We start from the raw sequence: 20,555 nt of genomic DNA, 5'->3' as shown, positions 1-20,555 counted from the left end.
CGGTTTTTTGTGTCTTATGTAAAAATGAGATTATAGCATGAATGGTGGTATACATTCAAATAGAAAGGCAAAATAAAGCAGGATTCCGTAAATTTTGACGGAATCCTGCAGCGCTATTTTAATTTATTATTTGGGAAATTAGTTATTTTAGTTTGCCTTAACCAAGAGAACTTTATGCAAACTAAAAAACTTATTGAGACATTTCATTCCGAGGTTCACGTCAACTACCTACCACTCAGGCTCCAATTATTTTTGGCTATTCTGTTGGGTAACTTTTTCTATTCACCAAGCAAGTTTCTTGTTTTTGACGCACGGTATTCAGCGCCAAAATTTTATCTCTATTGGTTTCTTTCTTCGCTGATCGTTATGTGTGTCCTTTGGGGAGCACATGTTTTTAATCGGTATATGGATAGGAGACTATCCTGGCTGACGGATTTTAAGCCTCGTCTGATTAGGCAAATTGGCTATGGAGTGATACTGCCTGCTTTGCTTACCGTGCTTTTTGTGATGCTGGTATTTTTACCCTTAAACGCAAAAGGCTGGGGCGCACTCATTCCTTACATGCGCAACGAATTTAGGTTTCTGTTTTTGTTTATTTTCATTTTAAATCTGCTATTTCTGGTGATCTACGTCATGCGATTTGCCCGATTTGTGAAGGATCAATACCTAGAGGCAGAAATGGAGCGGACTGCGCTCAAGGAAATGATTGTCAACTATGAAGCACTGCAACTAAAATTGGAGGACGAGAGGAGCGAGAACCTTTCCGATTCGGTCAAGCTCGCGCCTTGTCTCGGCGTTAAGTATGGTTATGAAGATAACTATGTCGCACTTGACGGCATTGCATTTATCAAAAGCTCTGCAAATGATAAAAAGCTGCTGACCTTGACGAGTAGTAAGGAGTATACGCACAACTATAGCCTCGAAACATTGATGAAAGTACTCGACCATGATCAATATTATCTGATGTACAGGCGTTATATCGTTAATCGGAGTATCATTAAAGAATATCGTGCTTTAGAAAATAGTATATTGGCGATCGAACTGAAACCTGATTTTGAGCAGCAAGAAGATATATTTGTCAGCCGTTATCATGCTGCGGACTTCAAGCGTTGGTTTGAGAAGGAATAGACATAATTTCCGCCGCTGTAAAAGTGATTAATTGGCTTGGGATATTTCGTCAGTGATAAGCGATTGGAGCTATTTGTTGGAATAGTGTAAAAGTACACCGTTTGTGTCACCTACAGATGGGAAAAAAGAATGTTTGCTGGCCAGCTCCGGAAATACTCCTCAAATTTTAATAAATTAGATTCATGAGATATTTAATAGTACTACTCTTGGTCTGGTTCTCTTGTTATTCGGCCGCTGCGCAAAATCAAGCGAAAGACAATCTAGCGACCAAAGATGAAAAAAACTATATATTGGTCACCAATAAGATCAATACGGATTTTAACTATAAAATGCTGGATGATTTTGAAAATTCGTTTGCGGACTTGATCAAGGAAAATAACAGTAGAGAATTGGTGTTTAATCCGGTAAATGGCAAATATCACTATTATAAGTTTGTCGCCACCTACAAAGCAAGGGGCATTTCTAAAGATAGCGATGCTGCTAGACCAGAGCAAACCTTTCACAATATTTTGATCATTAAGACCGATGATTATCAAAAGATCGTGGATGGATACCATTTTGTACTCGAATGGGGCGAAAAACCCTTATCTTATCCATTATTTCGGGTAAAAGCGACGGACTTGACATTGCAGGAAGGCTTATCATTGAAGCAGTTGAATCTAAAAAGAGCGATGGATAATACGGATTTTGATGGCGATGGAAAGATTAAACTGTCAGGAAGGTAGAGCCGGTTTTTGCGGTGAACGATGTTCTTCTTTCAAACACGGATCAAATTTGTCCATAGGTATTGAGCGGGCTATTTCTAAGCAAATAGCCCGCTTTTATCGTATAGCCCGTTTATTCGGGCTCGATAAAATTCAGATCCTTATCATGTGTTTCAGGAACAGTATTGATGCAATAAAAACCGATCGCGAAACAAATGATACCAACTATTGCAGCAGCATGGAGTTCAAAAACAAATGGCTTTAAGAAAGCGTATAAGGTCGTCATGCCAATGACTGTACCACGTACGATATTTGGTATCGTCGTCGCCGCAGTAGCCCGGATGTTTGTACCAAATTGTTCGGCGGCTATGGTGACAAACATCGCCCAATAGCCAATTCCAAAACCAAGCCAGCCACACATGATATATAGTCCTGTGGCGCTTTGTATACCACCATACAGATAAATCAGGCTTCCCGCCAGGGTGAATATCATGAATAATGCAATGGCACGGCGGCGCGAAGAGAGGTAATAGCTAATGAAACCGCTCAAAAAATCTCCCAGGGCCAATCCAACATAACACCACATGACACTGAGGCCAGGTTTGATCGGCTCGGCTATATGCATTGCTTTGCCAAACTCATTACTAAATGTGGTCAAAATACCGATGATATACCAGGTCGGAAGGCCGATTCCGATGCATTTGAGATAGAGTTTCAGCCGGTCCTTATTGGTAAAGAAGGAAATAATATTACCTTTTTGAAGCCCATCAAAACCTTTCATGGATTTGTACAGTCCTGATTCGAATACGCCAATGCGTAGAATCAATAATAATAATCCTAGGCCACCTCCGGCAAAGTAGGCATATCGCCAGCTAAAAAGTTCGACCGTGAAATAGGCGGCTACGGCACCAAGCAAACCAACTCCTGCAACAACGGAAGTGCCTATGGCACGTAGCTTTTTAGGTAAGCTCTCGGAAACTAGGGTGATTCCTGCACCGAGTTCGCCGGCCAAACCGATACCGGCGACAAATCGAAAGAGTTTGTAAGTTGTGACATCCTGCACAAATCCACAGGCAAAGTTGGCAATAGAGTAGGTAATGATAGAACCAAAGAGCACCGAAAGGCGCCCTTTTTTATCTCCCAGCACACCCCAAACTACTCCACCGAGTAGCAGGCCGCACATCTGCCAATTGAGGATGCTGGCGCCCTCTTCCGAAAGCCCTTGTTCGTCAAGACCCAAGTCTGTAAGACTCGGGATCCTGACAATTCCAAAAAGCAGCAGGTCGTAAATATCGACGAAATACCCCAGTGCAGCAACTATTACGGGAGCGCTGAGGAGGTAATGAATGGCTTTTTTTTCCTTTAACATGGTGTGCCTATTTTATTGATAGCTAAACCATACTGTAGCCTGACATTCACGATCCGAAATCGCTCTGACCCAATGCGCACTGAAGCCTTTTGGAAATTTGTGTTCGACAGTTGTGCCGGCAGGAATATGGATGGTCTCATAGGTGCTAAAACCTGTCAGGTCATAGTCTACCTCCAAGGTGATATTTGTATTTCTATCTGCACTCAGCTTAACGGATTTTTGGTCATAGCCCGTCATAAGGTAAGGTAGGGAAGGGCTATGTGCTTTGACTGCTGTATTTTTCCAGACACCGCCTTCGCCACGGGGTTTGCCCATTTTCCACATATCGTCCACAGCGCCGTACCACAGACCATTGTTGCGATCTCCAAAATACTGACCATCGGGTTGAGCGTTTTTACGGGCACCACTAAATACTAACAATCCTCTCCAGGTACAGAAATCGATAATTTTCTTATTGTGGGTGGTGACTGGTCGCAATGCGAGAAAACCACTTTCCCGTCCGACTTCATAAAAGGTTCCGCTGATATTAAGCATGAATCTTTCGGATTCAATTTCTCTTTTGTCCCGATATGCAAAATGCTCGTAATTGCTGGAACCTTTAGGGATACGAAAGGTTCCAGTAGCATCTTTTATGATGATTGAAGCTGAATCACTGGTGTAACTCTTGGCAAACTGTCCAAGACGAAGAAGCTGGGCACTGCTATCGGCCACACTTGAGGCTGCTGTTAGATTTTCCGTGATCTCAGCATATGTGTGGCTATCGGTTTGCAAAACCTGAAGGTTCTTATTGAAATTGGCCGGTCGGATGATATTGCTATGAATTGCTTCCGCGCTGTTGATGTCAGAGAGCGACTTGAACATAGCTGGGTCGGACGTTTGTGGTTTCCCTGTAAAGTGCATAAACGCAGTTGCACGACAATCTTTGTTTACTTTAAAGCGTATCCAGTTCGCTTTCAGGCCCGTTGGTAAGAGGTAATACTGATAAACATTGGCCTTCAAGGTAAGCGTTTTGTAATCCTTCCATTCATTATTTCCATTTATATCAATTTGAATGGTCAGCATGGCTTCTTTATTGGTGTTCAGGTGAAGTACCTTTTGATCGAAACCATTGATTAGATAGGGGTCAGAGGGGATATTGGCCTTCACCTGGTCTTTCATCCAGGGACCTCCCCAGCCAGTGGGGCTTCCCCAGGTTTGGAGATCGTTCCATTGCCCGAACCACAAATTGGATTGAGAGCGTCCGGCCAATGGATTTTCGAGTACGGTGGTCTCATCTGTAGCAATCACGATCTGGTCGTTCCAGCTACAGAAATCAGGAATGTAACGCAAGTGGGTATTGACTGGACGAATACCTCCACTATGTGCTTTAGAAAATGTCTTGGGGAAATCGTATAGCATGGCATGCATGTCCATCAGCATTTTGCCGTTGCCGACCTCACGGATACGAGGCCATTCGGTATACCAGCCGCCACGATGGTCGTAGGTATGGGCTGCTTTTGGCAATCTATAGGTGTACCACTGTCCATTGTCAAGTAGTTTGAGTATGACCGAACGTTTATCCCAGCCAATGCTCCACAGTGGGGTTTTATCGTCAGGACTTCCATAGATACCTCCGGGGCCAGTGACGTCTGTAAACTGTCTTCGTTCGATGATTTCCCATTTTTTTCCGTCCCAGCTGGCCAATACACCTTTGTCTTCTTCATTTTGTGGTAGATCGCCTGCCTTGAGCATCTCTTTACCGATCTTAAATACCGCTTCTTCGCCATTATTGGCCACTACAAGCCTGTTTTGCGCTGTATAGGCACCTTTACCATGCCAGCCCGGAACGGGTTTGTGAAAGAGCTTATTTACGGATAGGGTGTTTACGTTCACTTCGTACAGCATCCCTTCCATATCGTAAAAATAGACCATGTTGTTTGGATCGGAAAGATGCCTTGCGGTAGCGGTCATCCGTCCGGGCATGACCGAGAAAGGTATGACTCGTACTTTGCCCTTATCATCAATAAAATAACTGCTGGTGATCAATTGATTGGATTCGCGGTGAATCATCCGGTTTGCCGGTGTTCCGCCTATACTCTCGGGATGAATCGTCACCTGAAGATTTTTATCTATGCTGTAGAGCTTGTCAGCACTACCATGGGGCTCATGGGGTGAATAAGTGACCATCCAAAGCTTCCCTGCCCAGGGAGTGATAGCGCCAATACCATTTTCATAGCCCTGACCACCTTTCTTCTTTTCCTGTTCAGTTTTGGGCCAACCTTCATTGAAGGTCGCTAGATGGGGGTAAACGCCACTGACTTTCAGTGGCTTGTTTTGCGCTTCCACATTGGCGCATAAAAATAGGAATGTGCTTACTAGTGCGCTCTGCTGTAACATTGATCTTAATTTCATATGTATGTTAATCGGGGATTAATAATTTGGGTTCTGTTCGATATTGGGATTTTGGCGCCGTTCGATCGCAGGAATTGGCCATAGGTACTGTCTACTTTTATCAAATTTACGTTCGTTAAGGATTTTGACGTCCGTGCCGAAGATGCTGTAGTCTGCGATACCATCATCATCAATCGGGGTAGTTCCTGGAAAAGGCCATTTTGACCTGTTTTGGGCTTGAGGGTCTGGTAAGCCTATCACAGGTCTTGCGAGTGCTTTTTCGGCTATTTTCCATCGGATCAAGTCCATGTATCGGAGTCCTTCGCGAACAAATTCGACCCGTCTTTCCCGACGGACAATTTTTCTTAAGTCGGCTTGCATCATGGTTGTCACCGCAGGGTAGTCCGTGGTCTGTGTCACGGATACACCATAGGCTCTGGCGCGCACCTGATTGAGTGCATCCAATACAGTGGCGTCGATTTCGTTGCGTTCGATCTTCGCCTCGGCGTAGGTCAATAGCATCTCGGCATAACGGATAATGTAGACATCTTGATCTTCTACCAACCGGTCAGGCCAAGTCTGGTCGATACCTTTTTTCCAAAGGAAGCCTGTGTAACTGGCAAACTGCGCCACCGCCCGGCTGTCATTATTCGTCACTTTGCGGCCAAGTTTGTTGCTCCATACCTGCAGTGAATCGGGATGGGGTGTATAATTGTTTCCAAGCCAATAGGTATTAAACTCGACGACAGTTGATCTTAAACGAGGATCCCTATTTTTAAAAGGGTCGAGTGGATTGTATTGTGGAGACTCATCGATCGGCAGACCATCCGTACATTCAAAAGCATCCACGACATCCCTAGTTGGTATGTCGGCACCATATCCGCCAGCTGTCCTGGAAATAAAATCCTTGACATATTCTGAACCATTAAATACTTTCTGCGCCTGATCTCTCGGAAAGCTTAAGATAAGTTCTTTGCTGCTCTCACCGGCTTTTAAGAATAAATCTCGGAAACTGGGGTTGAGTGCGTAAGTTCCCGCTTTTGCTAGAGTCATGACTTCCTGTGCGGCATCGCGCGCAAGATCGTATTTTCCCATATAAAGCGCCGCCCTTGCTTTGATCGCAAAAGCGACTCCCTTGGTCAGCCTTTTGATATCGGAATTGAGATAGCTAGCAGGAAGGTTCGTGGCTGCAAAATCCAGTTCCGAAAAGATAAAGTCGGCTATTGTCGTTTGATCGGTCCTGGTGATGGTGCCGGCTTCTTCCAACGATAGTGTTTTGGTAATTAGGGGAACATCTCCAAAGTGCGTAACAAGTCTTACGTACTGGTAAGCGCGGATCAATCTCATTTCGGCTTCAAGCCGTGTAAGTACAGCAGCAGGTGTATTGCCCGCAGCCCGGTCTTTATTTTCCAAAAAGGAGCACACTCTGGCAATAGCTTTGTAGCTGTTGAGCCAAAAGGTTTGTACAGCTGCATCATCTGCATTCATCGTCCCACCGATGACAGCATTGGTCAACTGTGCACGATGCCATTCGTTATCGCTAAAGAGCTCGTTGTCATTCTCCCAAAAGACAGATCGGTACAAATCGTTTACCGCTAATTCAAGCTCAGCCTGATTGGCATAAAAGGTGCTTGTAGATGGCCCTGTCAAAGGGTTTAAATCGAGTTTATTGCATGACATTAGGCCTAATGTCATAAAAATGAATATCTTTCTCATCGTGTTTTACGTTTTATAATGCTATAAGAATTTGTTTCTGCTAAAAACTAACGCTCGCGCCAAACATGTAGGTCGTTACAATAGGATAGGAAAAATTTCCCGCCTCCGGGTCAATGTACTTCGGAAAATGACTGAGCGAAAACAGGTCATTTGCGGAGGCGAAGATTCGCAATGATTGAATGCCTGCTTTACTGATAAAATTTTGTGTAAGCGTATATCCTAGCGTCAGGTTTTTCAAGCGAAAATAGGAGCCGTTCATCAGCCAGTGGTCCGATAGCGCATAATTTTGTGGGTTGGAGTTGTTGGATAGACGTGGATAGAATGCCGCTAGATTTTGTTCTTCGGTATTGTTGGTACTCCAAAACTTACCGACCATTTCTATAGGGACATTTCCAAAAGCGCTCAAAAATGGTTGAATGGACTCTGAAGTCCGTCTTGTTAATTTTTTTCCTACACCTTGAAATACCAAAGCAAAGTCAAATCCTTTGTAATCCAGTCGGATATTACCGCCGTACTGATAACGGGGTAATGCTCCGCCTAAAGTAACCTTATCGTCCGGTGTGATTTTTCCATCACCATTGGTGTCCACATAGCGAAAGTCACCGGGTTTCGTGGATGCATTGGCGACGGGCCCGGCAGTTACCTCGTCTATACTTTGGAAAATACCATCGTAGCGGTAGCCAAACCATTCGTTATACTCACTACCTTCCCGGATGAGCTGATCACCGAGGGTCTGCGTGCCTTTCAGGTCTCCAATTTTACTTTTTGCGTCGGACGCATTGACTGCAATACTATAGCCCAGCTGACCAATTTTTGATTTCCAGGTCGCCTCAAGTTCCCATCCATTTACAGCGAGTGTCCCTGCATTTTGATTGGGTTTGTCATAGCCCACATATAGTGGAATATCCAAAGGTAGTAAGATGTCAAATGTTTTTTTGCGGTAATAGGTTGCTGCAATATTTAATTTGTTGCTGAAAAGCGCGGCGTCTAGGCCTAAATCGGTACTTTGTGTGGTCTCCCAGCTGATATCGGGGATGGCATAGACTTGTTGGCCTGCACCTACAACAGGGACAACAACACCATTTTGATAGATTAATGCGGTTGTCGTCGTCAGGTTGGCTTGATATGGATAATCGCCAATACGCTCGTTTCCGGCGCGTCCCCAGCCGCCACGAAAACGCAGGAAATTGATCCAGTTAAGACCTTTCATAAATTTTTCTTCGCTCAATACCCAACCGCCAGAAAATGATGGAAAGGTTGCGGTTCTATATTTCTTCGCAAAACGGGAAGACTGGTCAATCCGGATATTACCCTGCAAGTAGTATTTGTTTTTGTAATTGTATTGTATACGTGAAAAGTAGGAATGTAGGCCGGCCTCGCGGGCATTTCCAGAATTGCTCCACAGCTGTGTGCTGCCAGCATCAAGATAGGGGTAGCCCAATAACGGAAATCCATCGCGAGCGGCTCCTAGATTTTCGGTATTGTCATAATTTTCCTCATACCCTAGAAGCGCATCCACATGATGATCATCGGCTATGCTTGTCGTATAATTGGCAAGTAATTGTCCATTGATGGCATAGCGCTCGGTTCGTGATTCGGATAAGGTTGTCGAGGCGCCGCGCACATAGATTTGTCGGGCAGGGTCTTCTTTATCGTAGTACTTTATTTGTTTATTGTAGGTCTTACTTTTATCAAAGTCAAATGTTGGGGAGACAAGCGCCGATAATAGCAAGCCCTTGAACGGTTTGTAGTTTAAACCGACACGACCTTGGAGCTGATTGAGTTTTTCAGCGGACGTACCGCCTTCCAGTACATTAGCAATGGGATTAAGACCTTCCTTGCCCGGAGCAAATCTCCCATCGGCATAATAATCGTCATAAAACGAAGGGAAAATGCGGGCATCATAAATAGGGTTGTAAGTTGGTGTTTTGATATTGGTACGTTTATAGGCTAGATCCACATTGGCTGACAGCGTTGAGCTGATCTGCAGGTCGTTATTCAGGCGGAAAAGAAATCGTTCGTAATTATAATTGTCGTATAGCGCATCTGAATTTGAATAGCCAAATGAGGCTTTTGTTTTCAATTTTTCGGTTCCGCTGGTCAACACCAGATCATGACGTTTTCGTGGTGCATAGTTTTTGTGAAAAACGACGTCTTGCCAATTTGTGTTGGGAAAAGCATCTGGATCTTTGGCGTTGTTGTCCAAGTAGGTGTCGATAAATTCATCTGTTCGGATGTTTGTGCCACCGTCATTTCTCGATCTTTCATTGAAATAGCGGAAATAATCCTGTATGCCAACATACTCCGGCATGGCCGTTGCTTTTTGAAAACCATATTCGAACGTATAGTCTAAGCTACTTTTTCCATTTTTCCCCCGTTTGGTCGTCACCAGTATAACGCCAGCAGCCCCTCTTGAACCATAGATGGAAGCCGAAGATGCATCCTTTAAAACACTGATATTTTCTACGTCATTGGGATTGATATTGTCGATATTGCTCACAGGCACTCCGTCGACAATAATGAGGGGCGAGTTGTTGTTCAGCGAAGTAATACCACGAATCAAGATACTTGATCCGGCTCCTGGAGCGCCATTCGATCGAGTCACCGAAACGCCGGGTACAGCACCTTGTAAAGCTTCGGAAACTTGTACCGTCTGCCTTCCACCTACATCTTTGGAACCGATGGTGGAAATCGATCCGGTGACATCTTTCTTCTTTTGCGTACCGTAACCCACTACTACGACTTCGCTTAATTCATTTTGTTGACTTTTCAATGCGATCAATAGAGCTTGTCCGGTAACTGGAATGTTCTGCTCTTGATAACCTATATAGCTTGCACGTATAGTTGATGTAGTCTGGGGTATTTCCAAGCTAAAAAGACCATTTTTATCGCTGCTCGTTCCGCTCCTGGCCCCCTCAGCTGTGATACTGACACCCGACAGCACCTGCTGGGTCAAAGCGTCAATTACCTTGCCCGAAACCTTCTTATTTTGGGCCAATGCTGCGTATTGCAGGCCCAAAAACATCGCCAATAGTAGTAGTTTTCTTTTCATCTAATTTATGTTTTTGTTTATCTTTGGTTAACTTTTAAAAAGATTGTTACTTACCAACCTGATTTAAGTTTTGTTTGGTTTAGTAAAATTATGAAGGGTTTCACGACAGATCATAATCTTGTCCTGTTCAAAGTGCTGTTCAAATTTTTGAACAGTTTAACATGTTAAAAGATAACCAGTTATTAGTAATGAAAAGCCAATCTGAACAAGCCGTAAACTCCTCATTTTTTCAAAATCTTGATGTCTGTTGTCAATTGATAGCCGATATGATCGGCGAGAAGCAGATCGCTGAATGGACGAATGGCGATTATATAAACCTGAGCAGGCTGCTTGCAAGAAAAACAAAAATTCGTCTGAGTGAAAGTACGCTCAAAAGGATCTTTGGCAAGTTTAAAACTTCGGAACGCTACTTTCCCCAAAAAGCGACCCGCGATGCGCTTGCTCAATTTGTTGGTTATAGCGATTGGGAAGCTTTTGAAAATCGAGATGGTAATAAACCGGAATTGGATTTGCCAAAGATCGCAAGTAGGGATGATATGCCGGATTTGCAAAAAAAAAATCGGGCAATGTGGTTGATGTCTTCGGTTTTCTTGGCATTGGCTTTTATATTGACCTTGATCATAATGAAACCGACCGGTAAACAGGACAAATTGTTTGCAGGAGTTACATTGTCATGCCTTAATCCAACAGGAATTACACCGCATTCTGCAATTTTTAAATTAAAATCTAAGGAATCTTTACAAGATTCTTTAAGGAATTTTTCCATTGAATTTGGTGACGGCAGGCCAATGAAACCTTTTTTGAGTTCTATGCTTAGCCATTACTATCAGATGCCTGGAAGGTATTACCCCAAGTTGATGCATAAAAACAAGGCAATTGATACGGGGTATGTGTATCTTCAGACGAAGGGATGGTCTGTAACAGGAACTAATCAATTTGATACCGTCCGAGTGTATCCAATTGCTACTCCTAACATAACAAATAAGCAACAGGCAATAGCCGTATCAGCTGTCGATGCTTTTAAAGCGGGAGTGGATACCTTAAGGACATTTTTTATCTCTTTTTCTAATATAAAACCAACCCATATAAATGGGGATAATTATGAACTTTCGTTTCAATTGCATACTTCGGAAAATCGAACTGGCGTCCGTTGTTCGCAGATCGATGTTAACATATATGGAGAATTAGATCAGCATCGTTTTAATATCTTCAAACCAGAATGTACGGTATGGACAAGATATCAGTTTTCTGAAAATAAGAAACACGGCGAGCAAAATGACCTTCGTGCTTTTGGACATGATTTTACACAAGGAGGGTCATTGACACTCCGTGTTGTCAATAAAAGGGTTAGCTTATTGATTAATAATCATGAGGTATATGCTACCAATTATAACAAGTCCATTGGGCGTGTCATGGGAATTAATATTATGTTTTCAGGTATTGGTCAATTCGAGAATCTGCTATTAAAAGATCTTTACACAGGTGAAAAATTTTAAATGAGTTTGATATGGAACTGGATAGCCTTTACATAAGCATTCAAATAGAAAAAGTGAGATTGGGCGAGTTTTTTGCTGTACAGCCAATTTCCCCGAACAATGATGATAACTGGTCGCGATGGTGGGCGAGCCGGCAGATGTATGGTAAAACAGCTTTGGACGTTATTCCAAGTTATTCTCAAGCGCGCATTCGTGAAGTATTCGATAATCTGCTCAAGGACCGATTTTATGGTGCTAAGGAGCATTATGACGAGGAAAAACAACGGTGGAGATTCACCGTGCTGAATTTCAGTGAAAACTATCAAGAAATATTGCCGATGCTAGCTCTTTTAAAGCAGCTGGAGGGCTATGCTTTGGATGGTTTTGCCCTGATTTTCGATTGGATGTGGGGTGGCGATACCGTCATGGCTTATATGGATTTTAAGGAGGGACGTGCCCTGCTCGAAGCTGTTACCGAATCCAATGCGATTGAACTCAACCGATTTGAAGAAGCTGACCAAAACTTACAGGCGCTGGCCGAAGAGTTGGGAGCGAGGTAGCAAATTGATATTTTTAATTCGTTAATTTCCGTGTTTCCAGATCACAGTCAAATTTAAGTTCTTTTCTTATTTTATCGGACAGAACGTTGTTATCCAGTAGGATTTCTACTATCCCTTTTCTGTGAAGCGCACAATTCATTTTGCTATACAGAATCTCAAGTGGTTTTTTACAGGCTTTTGTCTTATTTTCTTTGAAAATGTCGGTGTATATTCCTGCTAATCGCTCAATTTTGTGTACATTTTTTGCCTTTTCTGCGATGTCGGCTAGCAGCTTCGAGTCGGTACGTTTGTAATTGAGAATTAGCAATTCTAAATAGTCAATCGGATTTTTGGAGGATTGTATTTTGTTCAAGGCAAAGTCTCTAATAGCTTTGCTTTTTAGATGTTTGAGCGCGTGAATTGCATTTTCAGCTATGCTGTTTTTACTTGTTCGCTTGTGTTTAGCAAAGTCTAAAATGAATTGACTATCGTAAGGAAATTTGTGAAAGTCAAAAATATCCAAAAGGCATTCGATATTTGCCGAGTCTGTTTCTTTCAAAAGATGCTTTGCGATAGTGTTTATCTCTTCTTCTGTTAGCTTTCTGATTCTTGCAAAAGAAATACAGGGCTTACTATTTAAAACTTCATCAACGATGTCGTTGTATTGTTGGGGTTTTGTCCGCTGGGCTTTCAGGTTTATTTCTGTTCGCTGTATGTTGTCAAGGTAAATATGGATGAACTTATTGGTCCGGGCTTTCTTTTTAAGTTCTTCAGCAACCTGTATGTTTTGGTTTTCTGCTTGAAAACGCGTAATTATCCCATCGTCTTGCCAGTCGTCAGGATTTTGTTCAATGTATTTTCCAAATTTCTCGGCAACGTAAAATAAGCCTTCTAGTCCGTCAAGTTCTAATATTTCCGATGCTCCCACCCAATCAGAACCTTCAATCGGATTGTTTAAAAACCGGTTGTATATCGCTTCTTTTGCTTCCGTGTCATTTTGCTGCGCATAGAGTTTCGCCAGGGCAAAGAGATGCGTCAAATTCCAAGTGTCGTCGTGTTCTGTCGCTAAACCTTGCAAAACGGCTTTACGGATTTTGTCTTTCTTTTTTGAAATGGAAATAATCTCAAAAATATAAGTTGCCCGGTCGCCTTCACACTGTCCATCATAAGCGAAAATATTTAAGGCACCTTTTATAATTTGATTCGAAAAGTCAATTTTCGGATTGTCCTTTATGATCAGATATGCCTCACCTGTTCCGCGTTTCAGCGCATTTAGAAATTGTCGTTTTATATTTATTGGGTCGGTCATCAGCGATTAAATTTAGAAATTTCGGCGCTGAATTACTAATTTTAAGCCAGAAGTCTGTATTCCGACTGAAATGTTGATCCTGTAATTTGAATTCAAGTTTTTCTATTGTCCGATTGGCTTCGTTTGCTGAGGGGTCTGTATTAAAAGAAATAATTGTGTTTATAAATGATCTAGTAACTGCCATGTTGTTCTTTATAGGTGGTGGCTGATGTTATATATGTTTTTTGAAAGGTGTAGAAAATCCCTTTTATCATAATAGCGGTGGAAGCTGAAGAACATCACCTTCCAACTATATTGCTTTATCAATAATAAATTTTTGCAGTATGATGATTACATAGGGATTTATACACTTGTTGACGCCAATGAAATATTTAAAAGACAATAATAGGGAAGCAAAAGGTATCTTGTTGGCCAAGATAAAGATACTTACCGGGGGGATGACTCGGTTTTGAACCAAAGAATAGTGTAGATGAATATCAAGGTGTGAAGATAATAGATAGTAAAGGCAGCGGATGTGTGGAGTTGAGGAATCAAGTTCGTATAAATAACGAAAGATATTATTCTTAATAACGGTTATAAGTGAGATGAAAGTCCTGATTTTAATAAGTAGTTTTTTGTTTTTGTTAGGGCAAAATCAAAAAGAGGTTTATGTTCTAAAAGATGGGGAAGGAGATGTCGCTATTGAATATAACAAACTTGATAAGGAGGTTAATATCGTAATCAGTGATAGGGTAATAGCAAATAAGCAAGACCAAAAGGCTATCAAAATGTATATTGCTTCTTTTTTTATCGCTGATAATGTGGGTATACAACAAGATTTTAAGAAGTTATTTCAAGTATCGATGTCCGATTTTGCAAAACATCATAAAAGAGAGATTTGCAGTGTAATTTATTATTTAGAACATATTGAGCATGGTAATTTACCAGAATTGTATGGTTTAGAGTCTTATAAATTATTTGAAATCTCGGAATTGGAGCCAGAAATATCCAGGACAGAGAAATGTCTAGATAAAGGGGGCATCCTGAAGATTATTTACGAGATCGAAGAAGATTCCACGTCGTTGAAAGTGCCGCAAAGAATAAAATAATTAAAAAAAAGCATCATTGATTTTAAAACTCAACCTTCACCGATAATCTCTTCTATCTCATCGTAGATTCGCTGTATTGGTTTTGTAAAGTAGCTTTGTGCCAGCTGTGCTTTTTTTTCCTTGCCGTTTTCATTTCGGTAACGTGCAAGAAGCGATACGCTGACGGTGATAAAGCCGTATTGTTTGAGTTTGTGGATCGTAAAACCTTGTATGCTTTCCAGCGGAAAGGTCACCTCTCTGCCAAAAAGACCTTTGCGTACGCGCATTTCCCGTCTGTCCATATCAATGATAAAATAAGCTCTCAGCAGGGAAATCATTAAAATGACAACAATACCCAGCATCCACCATTTAAAAGAAGACTCCGGCATTTTGACAAAACCTACAATTGCCATAATGGAAAATATAGCGACCAAAGGAACATAGGTGCCTAACTGAGGTTTCATTTTGTACTCGTTACCGTTTCTTTCGAAATTTTTCATGTGCTTATCTCTAATTTAGTAATACTGATTTTTTTCATCTGCTGATACGACTTTTTGACCTCTATCTGGTTATGAATTGTCCTTGATGTTTCCATAAATGATGCGTATCTGTAATTTTCTTAGCAAATAAAGTTATAAATTTGCTTCAGTAAAAAAAAGCCATAAAAAACCGCTTCATTTTTTAATTTGGGTAGTTCCAGTTATTGTAAAACATATATTAGTACCATGGACTGTGTATGGAAATTGAAAAAATAAGGAAACTACAACTATTTAATTGTGTACGAAGGTAATTTCTTAAAAATGGATATAAAAGAAACTGAAAATTCTGATTCATTGCAGTATGTTAAATACTATGATTCGCTAGTTCATCTAAAAAATTACAATTATAAAACAGCTATACCCTACGGTGGAATAGGTGTAGATAATCCACGAATGAATACCGAAGTCAGGTACGAGGCTGGTTATGGAGTTATACTAACACCTGCCAGCCTGCTCCTTCATATAATTTTGATCATTTATTTCTGTGTTAAGATTGCGAGAAATAGTGTTAGACTTAAAAATAGACCAAAATATGATAGATAAATTAGCTTTTTGGAATGATGCCGCGCAAATCATCCTGATATTTGTGTTTATGGTCTATGTATGTTCGGAATTATTGATTTATATCCGAAATGTATTGAACAGGGGGAAATAGTGTTGTTACAGTGCTCAATAGGTTTGTTATCAGTTGTTTGGATTATAAAACCTCTTGATCCAGTAAAAAACATGTGTTGATTTGCTCCTATTTCTGTGCATATTATAACTTTTTATAGCCTAATTTTAACCACTTCTATTTCGGTATTGTAAGACTAGATTGGCTGATGTATATTTAATGTCATATAGACATTTATTTAAATCTAAATTGTTATGAAGCCAGTTCAATTTAAAGTTCCTGCTCCTCAGGATAGATCTATTTATATTCAAGAAGATGTACTGGATAAATTTTATCCGTATATGCATCGTCACGAAGAATACCAATTAATTTGGATTAAAGAGGGTATCGGCCAACTATTCGTCGACGATAATGTACATGATTTTCAGCCCGGTGACATTTTTCTTCTGGGAGCAAATCAGGCCCATGTTTTTAAAAGTTTTATCGCGGGCGGATTTGTGCGGTCTGTTTCTTGCTTTTTTAGTACAAATGGCGCATTGTCTCCGATGTCAATGATGCCCGAACTTCGAAATCTGCTCGATTTTCTGAATAAATGTCAGCGGGGATTTAAAGTTCCGACGAAACATCTGCCACAGGTAAGTTATCTGATTGAAATACTGCAAAAGTCTGACTTCCTGGATCAACTCGTGAATTTTTTCTACTTGTTAAAATCACTGAGTAAGGTATTCGCTGAACTGGAACCACTTTCTGGCGTACAATCGCCCAAAAACGAGTTAACGAAACCTTTCCGCATTGAAAAATTATGTAAATTTTTGGAAGAGCATTTTAAAGAGGATATCAGCTTGGATGAGATAGCTGAAAAGGCAAACCTTACGCCGCATGCTTTTTGCCGATATTTTAAAAATTGTACCGGAAAGACGTTTGTAGCCTATCTGAATGAATTGCGTATCCGGGAAGCTTGTAAATTATTGGGTTTAGGTAGGCACGATTCGATATCTTTAATAGCGTATGATGCTGGCTTCAATAGCATCACTAACTTCAATCGCGTTTTTCGGAATATCTTGGGAATATCGCCTAAAATATATGTCCGGAACTACAGAAACTATCTGTACGATTAGTGAGGTGTTTTAGAAGTTCCCCATTTTCCTGTCCATTTTCCGCTCTCCTTTATATCCGTCTAACTATTGCAGGTAAATACCGCTGTTATGGTTAGACGGAATAGCTGTTTAATGCCATTTTTCGAAACCCTATACCGCGCCCGAAAGCTTCTTTTTCTTTTGTTAAAATGCTAGAATGAGTGGATAAGATCTGACCGAAAACCGCTATTTCGAAGTACTATTTTTGTTACAGAAAGTATAACTAATCAATTTTTAACATGCTGGAACATCCCTTTTCTAAAAAAAGGGAAGGCATTTGTCTGACGAGGTAAATGTTTAAATGATAGTGTGTTAAACTGAAAACCTGCTTAACGAAATTATGACTATGCATGAAAATCTTCCAAAAAAATGCTTAACGGGTATTTTTATGTTGCTGCTGTTCGTATGTCAACAGCTGTATGCGCAACAACAGAGAACGGTCACGGGGATCGTTAAAGACGAAAAGGGTATGCCGCTGTCTGATCTGAGTATTTTAGAGAAAGGCATCAGGAATGCTTCAAAGACAGATGCTGATGGGAAATTCAGCTTGCAGCTTAAATCGGCAAATCCAACCTTGATTTTTAGTTCCGTTGGTTATGTGCGGCAGGAAAAACAGCTGCGCGATGGCGAAAATACGCTTCAGATCACCATGAAGGAAGATGGGACGGGACTGGATGAGGTGGTCGTCATGGGCTATCAGGATGTGCAGCGTCGAAAGACGACGGGGGCTATTTCTACCGTAAAAGGTAAGGATTTTGAAAATACGCCTTATGCGACTTTTGATGCCATGTTACAGGGCCGTGTTGCCGGACTAACGGTGTTGAGTACTTCGGGTGAACCTGGAACCAATAACATTGTTAATATTCGTGGAACAAGCAACCTGGGATTAGCAGACAACCAGTTGCAGGCACCGCTGTATGTGATCGACAATATTATCTACGATGTGAGTGATATCCGCTCTGCCTACGGTAACGCAAGCCCGCTGCAGGCCATTAATCCCAATGATATTGAATCTGTCGATATCCTGAAAGACGCCTCGGCATCGGCTATTTATGGCGCTCGTGCCGCAAATGGGGTCATTATCATCAAAACCAAACGCCCGGCGCATGGTAAACCCGAAATACGGATCTCCGCATACAACGGGGTCTCCAGCCGTCCGGCGATGAAGCCTATCACCGTGGGAGCTGCGGAGCGCAGGCTGAAAATGAATTTGCTGTATCAGGGGGGATCGTATGACTGGTTTAACAATGGATCGATTAGCCCCATGTTGACGGATAGTTTAAATCCGGCATTTAACAATAATACCGATTGGCAGGGGCTTTTTCTGCAGTCGGCCAATATCAACAATGTGAATGTGAGTATCGGGGCCACCATGGAGAAATTTTTATATCGTTTCTCGGCGCAGCGTTATTATGAGCAAGGGGTAATGATGGGCTTTGAAAATGAAAACCTGACGCCACGCCTGATGTTGCAGGCCAATCCTACCGACAATTTCCAGTTTGAGACCAACTTGTTCGCAGGGTTTACAAAAGCGAAACATGGTTCGGGAGACGATCAGAAATATCCATTTAATACCTGGGGATTTCCTTCTTCTTTCTACCAGATAACGGACGTAGACCAACAGATCTATACGGGGCGCTACGATGGGATGATGGATCGGGATAATTCCTTTAGCCTGAATGGAAACTTTGCCGGGACACTCAAAAAGTTTTTGATCAATGGCCTGACCTTGCGCTCGCAGTTTTCTTTTAATGTGAATAACAATACGCGTGATCTGTTTCGTCCTCAATTGCTTACGGGATACAGAAACTTTGCGCAGAACTGGGTGAATCAAAATAAGCGCTGGGAATGGGAAACTTATTTTAATTACATCAAGAGCATTCAGAATACCCATAATTTTAGTGCCGTTTTGGGTACCGGTATGGAACGCAATACTTCCAACGAAAACTATATGTATGGTTATAACGACAATGGCAATTATGTGAAAACCGTAACCGGTATCCCCTCAGGACCGGATCTATATGCGACGACTTCCATCAGCGAACGATCGCGGGTATCCTTGTTCGGCCGCTTTGGATATGATTATAAGGATAAATACCTGCTTTCTGCGAGTTACCGCATGGATGCGTCTTCTCGCTACAGTAAGGACAACCGATGGGGGATTTTCCCTTCTATATCTGCCGGCTGGGTGCTTTCGGAAGAACCTTTCTTTCAGGGAATCAAAAATGCGATATCTTTTTTTAAAGTACGGGGTAGCTACGGGATAACGGGACGTGATCCGGGCTCATACTACGCACGCTACACGGGTTTGACTTTTGATGCATCCTATGCGGGAGCGGTGTTGGAAAATGGTATCGCTGGTTCGGTACTTTCATATAATGGTAAGCCCGCGGTATCGCCAAATTATGCGGCGGCGGCGACATCACCGACCATCAGATGGGAGCGCTCGCCCCAGTTTAATGCCGGATTCGATATGAACCTGCTGCGCGATCGGGTTACGGTGACTGCTGATTTTTATGTACGCGATTCCAAAGAGTTGGTATACGACCTGATGATGCCCGCTACTTCGGGATATAGCACGGTCTCCAACAATTTTATCAGTGTGCGAAACAGTGGCGTGGAAATGACGATCATCTCCCGCAATATGGCTCCTGAGTCGGCATTCCAGTGGACCACTAATTTCAATATGGCTTATAATAAAAATTATGTCACTAGTCTTCCTGACGGCGGAAAGGAAATACAGGTGGGACCACCTTGGATGCAACGTGCCTTGAATGTTGGTCAGCCTATTTTTCCATTTAAAGTATGGGATGTGGACGGGGTATATGCGACCAATGCGGATGTGCCTATCGACCCGCTGACGGGAAGACGAATAGCTCATTTTAATCAATCGGTCCTTTATCAGGCTGGTGATCCGCGCCGAAGGGATGTCAATGGCGACTACATCATCGATTACAACGATAAAATTGATATGGGAAATCCAAACCCTGACTTCGTAGGTGGATTTATCAACCAGTTCTCCTACAAGAATTTTAGCTTGTCTACCTTGGTGAGCTTTGTTTTCGGACGCTCCTTGTGGAATGGTTACCTGTCGGATAAATTGCAGGATGCGGGATCGTCTGCCCTGTACAATACCTGGGGAACCAACTCCGCGATCGCGGGAGATTTTAAACCCAGTGATTTCTGGATGAAAGAAGGGGATCAGACCAAATACCCAAACTTGTTTCGCAATACGGTAGACAATTGGCACATTGCCAATAGCACTTTTGTGGAAAATGCCAGTTTTGTACGCTTGAAAAATATTCAGCTGAGCTACACCTTTTCGCAGGCGATGATCAAGAAACTTAAATTGAAAATGCTTCGCATTTACGGGGTGGTGGATAATGTGGCTGTCAAAGCTTGGTCTTCGGTGCCAGACCCGGAAGCTGTGGAAGCCAACGGTTATTCAACGGGCAATGGGTATCCAATCCCCAAGAAATGGACTATAGGCTTGGATGTTACATTTTAATCATGTCAGTACCATCGGATAACGGTGGTT

15 protein-coding genes are annotated in these 20,555 nt (G+C 42.0%); 9 read left to right on the top strand and 6 right to left on the bottom strand.

Features of this window, described 5'->3' with window-relative positions:
- The first annotated feature begins 174 nt into the window (after window positions 1–174).
- Both IQ31_RS19085 and IQ31_RS19080 read left to right on the top strand, forming a co-directional pair.
- Entirely contained in the window at window positions 175–1,128 is a 954-nt protein-coding gene (locus IQ31_RS19085) for a LytTR family DNA-binding domain-containing protein (RefSeq protein ID WP_145329272.1), read from the top strand.
- Between the two features lie 182 nt (window positions 1,129–1,310).
- Window positions 1,311–1,853 carry a hypothetical protein gene (locus tag IQ31_RS19080; RefSeq protein ID WP_145329270.1) on the top strand — a complete coding sequence of 181 codons (543 nt, stop codon included), beginning with the start codon at window positions 1,311–1,313 and terminating at the stop codon, window positions 1,851–1,853.
- A 112-nt stretch (window positions 1,854–1,965) separates the two neighbouring features.
- On the opposite strand, the gene IQ31_RS19075 is transcribed toward IQ31_RS19080, so the two are convergent.
- From IQ31_RS19075 to IQ31_RS19060, 4 genes are read right to left on the bottom strand one after another with little or no spacing between them, the layout of a single operon-like run.
- Window positions 1,966–3,201: an MFS transporter gene (locus IQ31_RS19075; protein WP_145329268.1), complete on the bottom strand. Its 1,236-nt coding sequence runs from the start codon at window positions 3,199–3,201 to the stop codon at window positions 1,966–1,968.
- 12 nt (window positions 3,202–3,213) lie between these two features.
- On the bottom strand, window positions 3,214–5,592 hold the full coding sequence (locus IQ31_RS19070; RefSeq protein ID WP_145329266.1) for a hypothetical protein: 2,379 nt from the start codon (window positions 5,590–5,592) through the stop codon (window positions 3,214–3,216).
- 18 nt (window positions 5,593–5,610) lie between these two features.
- Window positions 5,611–7,287 carry a RagB/SusD family nutrient uptake outer membrane protein gene (locus IQ31_RS19065; protein WP_145329264.1) on the bottom strand — a complete coding sequence of 559 codons (1,677 nt, stop codon included), beginning with the start codon at window positions 7,285–7,287 and terminating at the stop codon, window positions 5,611–5,613.
- A gap of 40 nt (window positions 7,288–7,327) precedes the next feature.
- A complete protein-coding gene (locus IQ31_RS19060) occupies window positions 7,328–10,339 on the bottom strand; it encodes a SusC/RagA family TonB-linked outer membrane protein (protein ID WP_145329262.1) in 3,012 nt (1,003 codons plus the stop codon).
- Window positions 10,340–10,500: 161 nt separating this feature from the next.
- Here IQ31_RS19060 and IQ31_RS19055 point away from each other — a divergent pair, with 161 nt between their 5' ends.
- Both IQ31_RS19055 and IQ31_RS19050 read left to right on the top strand, forming a co-directional pair.
- Entirely contained in the window at window positions 10,501–11,835 is a 1,335-nt protein-coding gene (locus IQ31_RS19055) for a hypothetical protein (protein ID WP_145329260.1), read from the top strand.
- A gap of 11 nt (window positions 11,836–11,846) precedes the next feature.
- Complete coding sequence (locus tag IQ31_RS19050) at window positions 11,847–12,374, top strand: hypothetical protein (RefSeq protein ID WP_145329258.1); 528 nt, start codon at window positions 11,847–11,849, stop codon at window positions 12,372–12,374.
- A 13-nt stretch (window positions 12,375–12,387) separates the two neighbouring features.
- Here IQ31_RS19050 and IQ31_RS19045 read toward each other — a convergent pair whose 3' ends face one another.
- Window positions 12,388–13,662: a hypothetical protein gene (locus IQ31_RS19045; RefSeq protein WP_145329256.1), complete on the bottom strand. Its 1,275-nt coding sequence runs from the start codon at window positions 13,660–13,662 to the stop codon at window positions 12,388–12,390.
- Between the two features lie 584 nt (window positions 13,663–14,246).
- On the opposite strand from IQ31_RS19045, the gene IQ31_RS19040 reads away from it, so the two are divergent.
- Window positions 14,247–14,750 (top strand): hypothetical protein, encoded by a 504-nt coding sequence (locus IQ31_RS19040; protein ID WP_145329254.1) that lies wholly within the window; start codon window positions 14,247–14,249, stop codon window positions 14,748–14,750.
- Window positions 14,751–14,779: 29 nt separating this feature from the next.
- On the opposite strand, the gene IQ31_RS19035 is transcribed toward IQ31_RS19040, so the two are convergent.
- A complete protein-coding gene (locus IQ31_RS19035; protein WP_145329252.1) occupies window positions 14,780–15,229 on the bottom strand; it encodes a hypothetical protein in 450 nt (149 codons plus the stop codon).
- A gap of 300 nt (window positions 15,230–15,529) precedes the next feature.
- Here IQ31_RS19035 and IQ31_RS27685 point away from each other — a divergent pair, with 300 nt between their 5' ends.
- From IQ31_RS27685 to IQ31_RS19020, 4 genes are all read left to right on the top strand, one after another.
- Complete coding sequence (locus tag IQ31_RS27685; RefSeq protein WP_145329250.1) at window positions 15,530–15,811, top strand: hypothetical protein; 282 nt, start codon at window positions 15,530–15,532, stop codon at window positions 15,809–15,811.
- Window positions 15,801–15,923, top strand: coding sequence for a hypothetical protein (locus IQ31_RS28095; protein ID WP_280176860.1), 123 nt, complete (start codon window positions 15,801–15,803; stop codon window positions 15,921–15,923). The genes IQ31_RS27685 and IQ31_RS28095 overlap by 11 nt, the downstream gene beginning before the upstream one ends.
- A 212-nt stretch (window positions 15,924–16,135) precedes the next feature.
- The gene (locus tag IQ31_RS19025) at window positions 16,136–16,999 is read left to right on the top strand and encodes an AraC family transcriptional regulator (RefSeq protein WP_145329248.1); all 864 of its coding nucleotides are present in this window, start codon (window positions 16,136–16,138) and stop codon (window positions 16,997–16,999) included.
- A gap of 364 nt (window positions 17,000–17,363) precedes the next feature.
- Window positions 17,364–20,525: a SusC/RagA family TonB-linked outer membrane protein gene (locus IQ31_RS19020; protein WP_158638924.1), complete on the top strand. Its 3,162-nt coding sequence runs from the start codon at window positions 17,364–17,366 to the stop codon at window positions 20,523–20,525.
- The last annotated feature ends 30 nt before the right edge of the window (window positions 20,526–20,555 follow it).

This window comes from Sphingobacterium siyangense, from assembly GCF_007830445.1.
GTDB lineage: Bacteria > Bacteroidota > Bacteroidia > Sphingobacteriales > Sphingobacteriaceae > Sphingobacterium > Sphingobacterium siyangense.
The sequence above is the reverse complement of the archived record's forward strand: the minus strand, read 5'-3'. Positions and strand labels throughout refer to the sequence as shown.